General features: G+C 29.7%; 16 protein-coding genes and 1 riboswitch. Of the genes, 2 read left to right on the plus strand and 14 right to left on the minus strand.

The window, feature by feature from the left end; all coding sequences use genetic code 11:
• Positions 1-101: 101 nt before the first annotated feature.
• Positions 102-183: riboswitch (cyclic di-GMP riboswitch) on the minus strand.
• A 123-nt stretch (positions 184-306) separates the two neighbouring features.
• The 8 genes from D2A34_RS18255 to D2A34_RS27295 all read right to left on the minus strand — a co-directional run bounded on the left by D2A34_RS18255 (position 307) and on the right by D2A34_RS27295 (position 5185).
• Positions 307-789 carry a GNAT family N-acetyltransferase gene (locus tag D2A34_RS18255; RefSeq protein WP_119367513.1) on the minus strand — a complete coding sequence of 161 codons (483 nt, stop codon included), beginning with the start codon at positions 787-789 and terminating at the stop codon, positions 307-309.
• A gap of 292 nt (positions 790-1081) precedes the next feature.
• On the minus strand, positions 1082-1486 hold the full coding sequence (locus tag D2A34_RS18260) for a GNAT family N-acetyltransferase (RefSeq protein WP_079441443.1): 405 nt from the start codon (positions 1484-1486) through the stop codon (positions 1082-1084).
• A gap of 127 nt (positions 1487-1613) precedes the next feature.
• Positions 1614-2147, minus strand: coding sequence for a GNAT family N-acetyltransferase (locus D2A34_RS18265; protein WP_079441422.1), 534 nt, complete (start codon positions 2145-2147; stop codon positions 1614-1616).
• A gap of 78 nt (positions 2148-2225) precedes the next feature.
• Entirely contained in the window at positions 2226-2873 is a 648-nt protein-coding gene (locus tag D2A34_RS18270) for a CatA-like O-acetyltransferase (RefSeq protein WP_119367514.1), read from the minus strand.
• An 85-nt stretch (positions 2874-2958) separates the two neighbouring features.
• A complete protein-coding gene (locus D2A34_RS18275; RefSeq protein ID WP_341467266.1) occupies positions 2959-3285 on the minus strand; it encodes a GNAT family N-acetyltransferase in 327 nt (108 codons plus the stop codon).
• Positions 3282-4088, minus strand: a complete 807-nt coding sequence (locus tag D2A34_RS18280) for a class I SAM-dependent methyltransferase (RefSeq protein WP_119367516.1) — start codon at positions 4086-4088, stop codon at positions 3282-3284. Before D2A34_RS18280 ends, D2A34_RS18275 begins: the two co-directional genes overlap by 4 nt.
• Positions 4089-4108: 20 nt before the next feature.
• Positions 4109-4921, minus strand: coding sequence for a P-loop NTPase family protein (locus tag D2A34_RS18285; RefSeq protein WP_119367517.1), 813 nt, complete (start codon positions 4919-4921; stop codon positions 4109-4111).
• A gap of 141 nt (positions 4922-5062) precedes the next feature.
• Positions 5063-5185, minus strand: coding sequence for a GNAT family N-acetyltransferase (locus D2A34_RS27295; RefSeq protein WP_243128361.1), 123 nt, complete (start codon positions 5183-5185; stop codon positions 5063-5065).
• 366 nt (positions 5186-5551) lie between these two features.
• Between D2A34_RS27295 and D2A34_RS18295 the strand changes: the two genes are divergently transcribed.
• The gene (locus D2A34_RS18295; RefSeq protein WP_079441417.1) at positions 5552-5713 is read left to right on the plus strand and encodes a DUF1540 domain-containing protein; all 162 of its coding nucleotides are present in this window, start codon (positions 5552-5554) and stop codon (positions 5711-5713) included.
• A 61-nt stretch (positions 5714-5774) separates the two neighbouring features.
• Here the strand turns inward: D2A34_RS18295 and D2A34_RS18300 are convergent, their stop codons facing one another.
• On the minus strand, positions 5775-6521 hold the full coding sequence (locus D2A34_RS18300) for an AAA family ATPase (RefSeq protein ID WP_079441416.1): 747 nt from the start codon (positions 6519-6521) through the stop codon (positions 5775-5777).
• Between the two features lie 295 nt (positions 6522-6816).
• On the minus strand, positions 6817-8172 hold the full coding sequence (locus D2A34_RS18305; protein ID WP_243128362.1) for an amidohydrolase family protein: 1356 nt from the start codon (positions 8170-8172) through the stop codon (positions 6817-6819).
• A 308-nt stretch (positions 8173-8480) separates the two neighbouring features.
• Here D2A34_RS18305 and D2A34_RS18310 point away from each other — a divergent pair, with 308 nt between their 5' ends.
• Positions 8481-8933 carry a MarR family winged helix-turn-helix transcriptional regulator gene (locus D2A34_RS18310; RefSeq protein ID WP_119367519.1) on the plus strand — a complete coding sequence of 151 codons (453 nt, stop codon included), beginning with the start codon at positions 8481-8483 and terminating at the stop codon, positions 8931-8933.
• Positions 8934-9229: 296 nt separating this feature from the next.
• On the opposite strand, the gene D2A34_RS18315 is transcribed toward D2A34_RS18310, so the two are convergent.
• The 4 genes from D2A34_RS18315 to D2A34_RS18330 all read right to left on the minus strand — a co-directional run bounded on the left by D2A34_RS18315 (position 9230) and on the right by D2A34_RS18330 (position 11936).
• Positions 9230-10471 carry a DUF445 domain-containing protein gene (locus D2A34_RS18315; RefSeq protein WP_119367520.1) on the minus strand — a complete coding sequence of 414 codons (1242 nt, stop codon included), beginning with the start codon at positions 10469-10471 and terminating at the stop codon, positions 9230-9232.
• A gap of 346 nt (positions 10472-10817) precedes the next feature.
• The gene (locus D2A34_RS27600; protein ID WP_341467267.1) at positions 10818-10934 is read right to left on the minus strand and encodes a hypothetical protein; all 117 of its coding nucleotides are present in this window, start codon (positions 10932-10934) and stop codon (positions 10818-10820) included.
• 90 nt (positions 10935-11024) lie between these two features.
• Complete coding sequence (locus tag D2A34_RS18325; RefSeq protein WP_079440736.1) at positions 11025-11504, minus strand: NUDIX domain-containing protein; 480 nt, start codon at positions 11502-11504, stop codon at positions 11025-11027.
• Positions 11505-11579: 75 nt separating this feature from the next.
• Positions 11580-11936, minus strand: a complete 357-nt coding sequence (locus D2A34_RS18330; protein ID WP_079440735.1) for a hypothetical protein — start codon at positions 11934-11936, stop codon at positions 11580-11582.
• Between the last annotated feature and the right edge of the window lie 228 nt (positions 11937-12164).

Genomic DNA, 12164 nt, shown 5'->3' on the forward strand with positions numbered 1-12164 from the left:
TGTTGATTAAATCACCTCTTTCTAATCTCATTAATAATCAGTTATATTTGAAACTTTAAATAAAAAAGACCAACTTAAACTAATTAATAAAAAATAATTAGCTTAGATTGGTCGGTTGCACAACTAGCTCCAAATTCTTAAAGTGCCCAAATAAAAGAATTCTTCATAGCTCCCAAATCATATTTTTGACATAGTTACACATCATTATTTACTGGTTAAATATTGCAATATGTGAAATTTTATCACATTAACTTACAATAATCAACAGTTATTAATATGACTCAGTATCGAAATCCAAATTCAAATTTATGAAATTACCTTTTTTAAAATAAAGCTGCCTTCTTCTAAATCTTTCGGATTTTTTATTTCTATTACATGAAATCCGCACTTATTAACATAGAAATTATGATTCCTATGAGAAAAAATAGGCGTTTCAGTACTCCATACTCTTGTATTTGGATACATGCTTTCAATTTTACTCCAAACTTTTGTTCCAATCCCTTTATCCTCATAATCAGGATCAATAAATATATTCCCTAAATAATTTTCATCATTATCATTAATCCAAAGAATTGTGGCACCAATAAGAACATTATCTAAGTATATACAATAAGAAGTCGCTTCTTTATCTAATCCCCATTTCCTTAAAAATGACCCATCATCGTATCCTGGAGGCCCACCAGTTTCTTGTCCCAAATGAATTTTTGTATCATAATCAAAAGCTCTTTTCATTATGTTTATAAGACTCAAAATATCTTCTTCAGTCATTTTATCAAATTTTATATTCATATCTACTCACCCCACCAAATTACTATTTATAATACTTAACTTTAAACTCAAATTGATTATTTATTAGTTCAAGAAATATTTTTAATCGTGATTATAAGGTATATGTTCAGAACCGAAAAATTTAGTAATATCACTATTTATCATTTCTAAAATATTATCATTCACGAATTTCACGTTTTTTACCATTATAAATTAATTATAACATATTTTGTAAAGGTCTCTTTATATACTTATAAAATAGAAAGTTTTACTTACCACAATTTTGTGGTGAGCACTTTGTCACTTCTTCAAATTATAAATGTTTTAATAGGATAATTTCATAAGGTTCTCCTTCTGGCATAAAACCTCCTACTGTTTTGTATCCCAATTTTAAATAAAAGTGTTGCGAATATTCGTTAGAAGCTGTTGAAGTCATAACAACCTCATACTCTAACTTTCTCATTTCAATTTCCCAAAACTCAACTAATTTTTTTCCGTAACCTTTTCCTCTCTTACTTTCTAAAAAATAAAGCATGTTCATAAATGGTGTATTGTCCCAAAACAAGTTATATCTTAGCCACCCACAAAAATCATTATTTTCTTCTAGAATTAGCACTCTACCTAACCCTATAAGATTTTTTAATTCATTCATTTTAATATGCTTATCATATAATGAAATAATCTTTAAATCTTCTATTTCAGCAAATCTAATCCTCATTAAAAACCACTTTCTTTCTTGCTTATTTACTTACCTTTCTTCCAAACTGGCCATATCACCATAGTTTTATACCAAATAGACTTATATTTCCACTTATGTTATAGTTTTGTATGAAGTGCGGACAAAATCACTTATTCAAATCAATAGAATAAAGTACATGTTTCCTTAAAGGACTGCCCTCAATAATATTCGGATGTTCAAATTCCATAACCTTTATCATACCAATCTTCTTCATTACATTTTCTGATTCAATGTTTATTTTCGAAGTGAAGCTATATACTTTATTGAGTTCTAGTGTTTCTAATCCATATTTTAAACATGCCTTTGCTCCCTCTGTTGCAAACCCTTTACCCCATGCTTCATATTTAAGTCTCCAACCTATTTCAATGCACGGAGTAAATTCAGATTTGAAGTTTGCTAAGTGGAATCCAATAAAACCAATGAAATCATTATTATGTTTAGTTTCAACTGCATAAAGGCCATAGCCGAAATTTTTGAATTCATCTTGAATTATGTTGTAAAATCTATCTGTTTCCTCTTCAGTAAGTGTTTTATTAAAATATTTCATTACCATGGTATCCTTATTCATTATCCGAAATTCATATAAATCTTGTTCATTCCAATCCCGAAATACTAACCGTTGTGTTTCAAAATAAACCATGTTTTCCCTCCTTTGAAATAGCTATATTTAGCCGTCAATTATATGAACTTATAAGAGTATTGTGTAAATGCTTTGAATTTACTTTAAATATTGTTCTGGATTTAATGATATTTTCTCTACATATGCAAAGAATAATGAACAGTGGTATCCATCAGCAACTGCATGATGAACTTGGATGGTTACCGGCATAATAATTTTATTATTTTCTTCAAAGAACTTCCCCCATGTTACCATAGGAAACAGGAAAGGACTACTTCCTTCGTTGTTTACATTAAAAGATGTGTAATTAAACCAAGGCAGACATGAGACAATAAAAAAATTCTTTTGAAATTGTGTTTTAAAATTATTATCTTCTTTATGACTGTTTAAAGAATTTACCATATCTCCATAAAAACTTAAAAATTCATCATTGAATGCTGTGTACATATCACTCATTACTTTAGTCTTATCGCTTAATACAGAATAACTCGGACCAATTTCATCAAAGAATCCTAATCTGCCATCTTCATCTAAAGCCATTTTAAATTCTTTATGATTATTTATAGCTTTTGAAACAATCCACGTAAATGTTGGATAAAGTCTTAACTTATTAGCTCTTATATAATTATATAGATTAGTAATATCAAGATTAACTGTAATACTGTATGTACATTTCGCATTATTAAAAAAATGGTTGAAACGATCTTTCCTTTCCCAAGTATCCATATCAACTATATTAAACCCCATAATAATTTATTTCCCCCTTATATTTTAATCTTATAATTCTTATTTCTAATCTTCAAAATTATTAACTACTTGTCTCCTTACGATTTTAACGGAATCTTACATAGAAAATTCTATTTTCAGGAATTAAGCCACTACTTATCAACGGTTCAATGCTTTCTGTATTGCCATGCCAACATCCTGCAATAGGAATTAACCCTTGCGAAATAGCAAATTTGCTCAGGTTTATCATTATACTTCTGCCAATACCTTTCCTTCTATGCTGTGGAAGTCTAAAATTGTCTACATCAACATTTTTCTGATTATTTTTCATCTTACCTATACCACCATATCCTAAGGTCTCCTCATTATCTGTGATTTTATAGAACTTGAAATTTCCATCGTCAAAGCAACTTAAATCACTATTTATTTTTATTTAACACCAACCCTCATACGATAGGAAAAATCTATTTTAAATTCTTTATCACCAAAAATATCAATAATTCTCTCTTTAAAAGATGCTAAAGTTGGGTTTATTTCATCTATATTTGCTTTAATAATAGACTGTAACCCTCCTTGACTTAAAGCAATTTCTATAAATCTTTGTGAAGTGCACATTTCAGTATTTGAAAAAACTATTTCTCTTACATATCTAAACTTATTGCTATTTTTAATATTGGAAAGGTGATTTTCCTTATCCCATCTGACAAAGCTATCTTTAATTCCTTCATATGTGGATTCAATTTCATTTACTTTCTCAAAAAGTTTGTTATATTCAAGTTCTGCTTCCCAATTACAAACAGGTGGCCAATCATAATCATAGACTGCAAAAACACCTCCATCTTTTAATATTCTTGAAACTTCATACAAAGTAGCTTCTGGATTCATCCAGTGAAATGATTGAGAACATGTAACAATATCTACAGAACTATCATTAAGCCCAGTATTGTCTGAAAATGCAGAAACAAATTTTACATTATTTAAATCTAATGCCTGTTCTATTGCTATTTTAATCATATCATCGCTTGGCTCTATTCCTATGACTTTCTTGCTTACATCACTCCAAATTCTTGTGGAAAGACCTGTACCACATCCTAAATCAATAACAACAGATGGACTTTCACCTAAATACTTAAGCAATATTTCTATGACTTTTTCAGGACATTCAGGTCGTGCATTATTGTAAACATCAGCAAATCCTTTAAATCTATCTGCATTTAAATGTAAGTAATCTTTCATAAATCCACCATCTTTCTAATTTATATTCTTTCTTTAATAAAATCTGTAATTATATTATGTGTTCTTTCCCAATCTTCGAAAGGCATATCGATAATAACTTTTTCAATTGGCAGCTGTTTCAAAATACTCAGCTCCACTTTTTGTCTTTCTTCAATACATGAAATATATCCATCAAAGCCTTCAAGAGAGTTTGACTTTCCATACCCTTGGGAAGTATGATAATCAATAACACTTTTAAGCCATTCATCATCACGTTCCATGGCAACTTCAGAAACTCTTTCTTTTACCTTAGAATTTTGCAAATAAATTATCACAGGACTTAGAGTCTTTATATGTTCATAAATGCTTGTTATATACTTTTGAATATTTTCATAAGGAAAATTAAACCTCATCATCATTTCACATAATGGATTCTGTAAAAAACAACAATTAAAAACATAAATATTCATTTCTTTGTTTGCCTGCTTGGCAAACTCTTCCCAATGCTCTAGCATAATTGCTTTTTCTATTTCCCATGGCAAACAATCATATATTTTAAAAGGAATTATCTTATTAAATAACTCTCCATTTACCTTTGAAAGTGGTATAACTACGCCTGAATTCTTCATAACTCCAATATTTTGAACTTGCTGTAATTCTATATCATTAAATATTCTCAAATCATTGCTTGTCATAAATGCATGAAATTCATAGTCAGCCGGATGTTCTAAATCGCCCTCATCATAACATGAAACAGAACGTCCCTTTTTCAAAAGAATATCCGCAACAAATTTACTGGTGGTACTTTTTCCTGTGCAAGGTAATCCTTCTATTATAAATAACTTATTTTTCAATAGAAAATCCTCCTAGATTTAAATTAAACTAATATTTCCAATTACTTTTGAAGTCTCTTTTAATCGCATCACAAATTCATACCAGGTTGGACTCTCTAAACTCATGGAAGAAATACGATCTTTAATGAACTCTCTTATTTCTTATTTTGTCTTTGGCCAATGAATCATATATTCTCCCGTTTCTTCATCACAACCATAATCGCAAATATCTTCATAATCCATTTCATTTATTGGACTAATAATTAGTCTTTCTGTTTCAATCATTTTTTCACTTCCTAGATATATAATCAAAGTTATATTTAAAGCAAATCACCATTATGAGTTAATTATAACATAATTTTCAAATTAAATATTATTATTTATCACCCTTGCTTTATAGTAACTACATAACTTAAAATATAATTGCAAAATTGACGTGGTGGTAACTTCGATTACCGCCTTTTTCATTTTAAACAAAAAAATACAGCCAAATTAATGACTGTTTAATAAAGGGAATATTAATGAAAAAGCTTTTCTTAACAATTTTTATTATAATTAGGTTTCCTTAACAATAGCTGAATAAATTAAAAAGTATAAATCTTATTTTTTTTCAAATACTATTACAGAAGTTCAATCAAAGGAGTGACTATTATGAATCATAACGAAAGTATAGGGTGTTCAGTAGAAGAATGTAAATACCATTGCAAAGATGATAATTATTGCACATTAAGCAAAATACAAGTAGGAACTCATGAATCAAAAGCTAAGAGTAAAGAATGTACTGATTGTAATTCTTTCGAATTAGGCATGTAAAATTTAATTGACACAAAAAAGCAGTAGTTGGATTTCTCCGAATACTGCTTTTTAAACTAATCTAGTCAAACAGATATCCCATCATCTTTTCGGGATTCTCTAAAAATTTTCTTGTTATCATGTAATTATCAGTCTTTTTATAAGGAGTTTTCGTAATTCCATCATCATCAATAACAAATATATCTGCACCTGGATATGCCATTAATATTGGTGAATGAGTTGCAATAATAAACTGTGATTTTTTCTTTACAAGCTCATTAATAATAGTAAGCATAGCCATTTGTTTAACTGGTGACAATGCCGCTTCTGGTTCATCTAAAATATATAGCCCATTTCCACCAAAACGATTGGTCATGAGTGTAATAAAGCTTTCACCATGTGACATCTTATGTAATGATTTACCTCCATAACTATCTACAACACGACGCCCCATAGAACTTTCTGAATCGAGATTTTCTATTTCTGTAGCTACATTATAAAAACTTTCCGCCCTTAGAAAGAAGCCATCACGAGGTCTCCTCACACTCTTTACTATAGTAAGATATTTATATAATTCAGAATGTGTTTCTCTTGATGAAAAACTAAAATTTTTAGTTCCTCCTTCTGCATTAAATCCACTATTAATAGCAATAGCTTCTAGTAATGTTGATTTTCCACTGCCATTTTCACCAACAAAAAATGTTACATTGCTTGATAAATCTAAGCTGATTAAGTTATTAACTACAGGCAACTCTTTAATATAGCTGTCCGCTTTATAAATTTCTTTCTTGAGCCGGATTTCTTTTATATATAAATTATCATATAGCATTCGTGTATCACCTCATTGTTTCTTTTCTGTTTTACCAACCTTCTTCTGTAGACTTATTAATCTATCCTTGTACTTTTTCATAATATCAATAGCAATTAACAAAACCTCATTATCGTCTTTATCCATTTTATCACATCCTCTAACTAGAATGCTTTTATCTATTCAATATTGATAATGATATGGTTCACCGTATCAGTAACAAGTGATAACACACTTTCTTATCCATATGTTAATTTATACTCTTATTTCATATCAATTCTTATTGATTTATCTTTAAGCCTTTATAATCATTGTATTATATACTGTCAAGTCTTAACCCTCTACTCCAAACTGCTTTGATAGATAGAGTGTCGGATATATTGGTAGTTGGATCACCATCAACTAATAATAAGTCAGCACGTGCTCCAACTACTATGCGTCCTCTATCCGAAAGACCAAAACGTCGAGCAGGGACAGAAGTTGCAGCTCGCAGTGCTTCAATTGCTGTGAAACCAGCCTCAACTAGTAATTGAAGTTCGTGGTGTACACTAGCACCATGTGCAAGTCCTCCAAGTATTGGAATTGGAACAGAAACATCTGTACCAACTAAAATATCTACCCCAGCATTATGAAGATCCATTACATTATTGAAGTTGTCTTTCATGGTTCCTTGTGGGAATGTATTAAAACTTGAATTCAATGTATCTATCCATTCTTGACTTAGTTTTGAAATAACACGTGGATCAGTTGCTAAATCAGAAGCTGGCTTCCCAATAATAGAAGAATTTAGTACTAGACAAGGTGTTACAAAAGCACCACTGTCAGCAATTGCCTTTATCAATTCAGGAGTCCACGACGGACGATCAATAAATACGTGAGCTAATCCGTCTACTCCAAGGTTAATTGCTGTTTTTGAAGATTCCGCTGTTAGCACATGGGCAAGCACTATTTTATCCAACTTATGTGCTTCATCTACTGCTGCTTTATAAATATCATCACTTAAAACAGGAAGACCAGGACTATTCATTACTGTTCCTTCTTCAATTAAGATTTTAACATAGTCTGCACCCTGGGATACTTGTTCATTTACATGTTTAACAGCTCCCTGAATGGTTGTTACAGAAGGTGATTCTTCTTCATGATTGTGTTGCTGTTCATGGGCTGCTATAAATGCAGCTTTTTCTTCTTCAGTCATTTTTTCCATTTCTTTAAGTACAAAATCAGGAATGCCATCCCCCCCTATTAGTTCATCCGGATGCCCACCTGGAGCAGTTACCCCCATACCAGCAGAACGTACATCTGCAATATCATAGATACCCTTTAACTCTAATTCACGACCATTTTTCGTATAACCACCCATCATTTCTAATTCAGTTGTAACACCAAATTTCAATGCATGGCGTAGACCGTCTACCGAAGTATGCACATGAGAATCAATAAGACCAGGCATTAAAGTAGCACCCTTGGCATTGACAATTGTTGCTCCAACTGGTACTTCACCACCGATAGCAACGATATTTTCACCGTCAATTATTACAATCTGTTCATCAATCACCTTTTCTCCATTAAAAATGCGAGCGTTAATAATAGCAGTTAGCTTTTCAGTTTTAAATTCTTGATTTTCTTTTTTATTCATTTTATTTTCCTCCCCTTCTCGCTGATCGAGTATCATTATTTGTAAAATTTATATCCACAATATCAGAAACAAGATATTATATATGTCAAGCCCACCTTTCTCTCTCCATTTTTAAGCAACCAGTAGTAGTTACTATATTTTTTATACTCCAAATATAGAATTCAAATATTCTCTATAAAACAGACTCTGACTTTATTATATTATCAATAGTTGACTATGTCAACTGTTGATAATATCCACTAAATTACTTGCAGAATACAATTCCCTTCTATATAATAAAAAATGAAGCAAGTCACATCTCTTAAAAACGGTTTCAAATTTTAGTTTAAGGAGAACTGAATGATATGGAAGAATTATATTTCCTCAACTATTGTGGTGCTATATACCGAAAATCACAACTCTATATAAAAGCAGCCTTATCTGACCGAAACATGAGTTTCTCTGATGCTATGGTTTTAATATACGTCAGTGCTAACCCCGGAACAATCCAAGATGACATCGGCAGTAACTTGTCGATTGATAAGTCAGTTGTAGCACGTTCCATTAAATCCTTAGAAGCCTTAGGGTTATTAACAAGAACCGAGGACGTCTCCAATCAGCGTGTTAAAAAAGTTTATACCACTGAAGCAGCCAAAGAATTCAAAACATACTGGAATAAAATCATCTCTCAATGGAATAAAACTATTTTAGCAGACCTAACTCCAGAAGAGCGAAGCATGGTTATTTATGCTAATTATAAAATCAAGGTATCAGCTATCGCCGCTGACATTCAAAACGAAATAAAACAAATAAAATAGGTTATGACTCATGTTTCACAAAAATGAAGAAACCTTGTAGACATGATATAAAATGAAAAGTACCATATGGGATAGACAATAAAAAAAAGTCTATCTTATATGGTACTTTTATGTATAATATAACCAATAATATTAGGAATGAACATAGTTGCGTAATAAATTATTTACAGATGAAGAAGTTGAAATACTGCTATCTTTCTATTCCTAATTTTAGTAAATTCCTCATTTACTTATGATACGGTTCACCGTATCAGTAGTAAGTGATAACCCTTTTTCTTCATATATCTTTTTAATCCTTATAGCACTCTAATTATTCCTAATACTAAACCAACGCAAAAACCACAAATAGCACCGTTTACCCTTATCCACTGCAAATCATCTCCAACTCGCTCTTCTATTAATTCTATAAGAGTTTCAGTATCTAATTTTTCAAGGTTATCTCTAACAAGTTTTCCTATCTTTTTGTGATTAACACTTATGTATTCTGATACATGTTCTTGTATCTGCTGTTCTAATTTATTCATTAAACTAATATCTTCTGATATACCATCTATTAAGTTACTTAGCATCGGCAATATATTATTTTTTATGTAATCATCATTAAGATAATTTAAAATTATACTTTTTAATTCATTTAATGTTTTCACTATGTAATTATTTAGCTCAATATTATTACTTAAGTTAGTTTTATACTCATCTATTTTCTGTATGATATTCTCATTGCTACTGATGCTTTTTATATTATTCCGCATTAATTTAAGTATCATCACCCTGCTTGAATTGTTTTTATTTTTTAAATCACTTAATATTGAAATAACTAATTCTTGTGCTATTTTTCCTACTTTTTCTTTCCCTAAAAGGCTTAAAGCTGTGTTTAAAGTATATTGCATCATTCCACTTATTTTAAGTTTTTTTATTGAACTAAATACTATATTTCCAAATTCATTTTTTACTTTTTCTTCTTTTACTATCTCCTCACACTTAACAATTAAATTATCTAAAAATTTCTCTTCATAATTATTCTTTAAGCATATATCAATTAATTTTTCAAGAAATTTTTTAGTATCTAATCTATTTAAGTATTTTTCAATTAATATAAGTACATAAGAAGAAATCTTTATTATGGGAATATAATTTATAACCCCTTTAATAATATGTGATATGGCTGCTTTCCCCTCATTAGAATATATACTTTTTTTACATATATTTAATATTTTTTTCACAACTTCTAACTCATGTACTTTACTTATAATGCTTGATTTATTGAGTAAGTTATTTTCTACTATTGAAACCAAAGCTGTAGTTATTTTTTGACGATTTCTAGGTAACAATGCAGTATGTGGAATTTGGATACCTAATGGATGACGGAAAAGTGCTACTACTGCAAACCAATCTGAAAATCCACCTACCACTCCTGCTTCAAATCCGCTTTGCAATATAATCATTATAGGTATATCCTTTGAAAATAATGTGAACAGAAAACCTATAAACATAATAACTAATAATATTAATGCTTTTTGATTAGTTTTTATTTTCATATTATAGCCTCCTCTAGCTATCATTATTGCCATTTTATCTTATGAATATTTTAATCTGCTATTTTAATTTCAGAATCCAATTTATCTATTTTTATATTCCAGCTTGAGGATTTATATATTATATAATATGACGCGGTTCATCGTATCTGTTCAATCAATAGCTTTTTCAAATATAAATTTTTTTGATAACTCCAAATTCGAATTTATGAAATCACCTTTTTTAAGATAAAGCTGCCTTCTTCTAAATCTTTCGGATTTTTTATTTCTATCACATGAAATCCACACTTATTAACATAGAAATTATGATTCCTTCGAGAAAAAATAGGCGTTTCAGTACTCCAAACTTTTATTCCAACCCCATTTCCTCATAATCAGGATCAATAAATAGCTTCCCTAAATAGTTTTCATTATTATCATTAATCCAAAGAATTGTTGCACCAATAAGAACATCATCTAAATATATACAATAAGAAGTCGCTTTTTCATCTAATCCCCCATCAAATTACTATTTATATACTTAACTTTAAATTATTTCTTATTTGGAGAAATATTTTTAACCGTGATTATAAGGTATATGTTCAGAACCGAAAAATTTAGTAATCTCACTATTTATCATTTCTAAAATATTATCATTCAAAAAACTAGGTAATAAGCGTATTTGATTTAAATTGTCTATATCAATCCATTCACTTTTAAGTTGCATATCATCTATTTCTGTAGGCTTGACTTTTATATCATCTTTTAATTTGCAAATAAAAATATGATACATTTTATGGATATATTCAGGATATAACTCTTTTGTTCTAGGGTCATCGCATATTTCCTCATATAAAGCAGAAAACCTTATTGGAATAACATTGTATCCAGTTTCTTCAAGACATTCTCTTATAATTGCCTCAGGTAGAGTTTCATATGTATCTTGCCCTCCACCTGGTAATGAATAATAATTTCCATTATACTCATCAAAACATTTGTTTAATAAAATTTTGTTTTTATCTATAATAATTGCTTTTGCTGTACTTCTAATGCTCATTTTTACCTCCTTAATAATAACTAATTGTTAAATTACATTTATCTGCAGGTATTATAAATAGTGCTTATCTCGTAGTTACTTACTATTATTAGAATTAGGAACTTTCTTATATTTACCTCCAGAACCCATAAGTCCACTAAGGTAAAGGCTATCATGTTCAGTATCATCTTTATACTCTATAACCCAAAATGGCCAAATTAAGTCTGTTATTGTTCTACTTTCTCCTACCCCAATACCTATCGTCTTCCCGAGGTTTACGTCATCTGTGGGTGACCAGTATTCATTACAAATATAGGTGTTGTTCCCAAATAATAAGATATTATCTTTCATCAAATATTTGTCCAAACAAAATCTTGTATATACAAACCATGATGGAATTATGCTTAAAACAAATATGACAAAAATAATCAACCCTATTTTTATGACTTTCATAATACTTCTCCTTCACGAATACCACACTTATTTACCATTATAAATTAACCATAACATATTTTGTAAGGTTTTTTTAACTACTTATCTAATAGAAAGTTTTACTCACCACAATTTTGTGGTGAGTGCTTTGTTACTTCTTCAAATTAATATAGTGTTAGATATTTCAGTGCTTTAACACAAATAACCCTCTCTCATTCTGAATAATGTGATACTAATATCTGTCATTAA

The sequence above is a fragment of the Clostridium chromiireducens genome (assembly GCF_003575225.1).
In the GTDB taxonomy this organism is placed as follows: Bacteria; Bacillota; Clostridia; order Clostridiales; family Clostridiaceae; genus Clostridium; species Clostridium chromiireducens.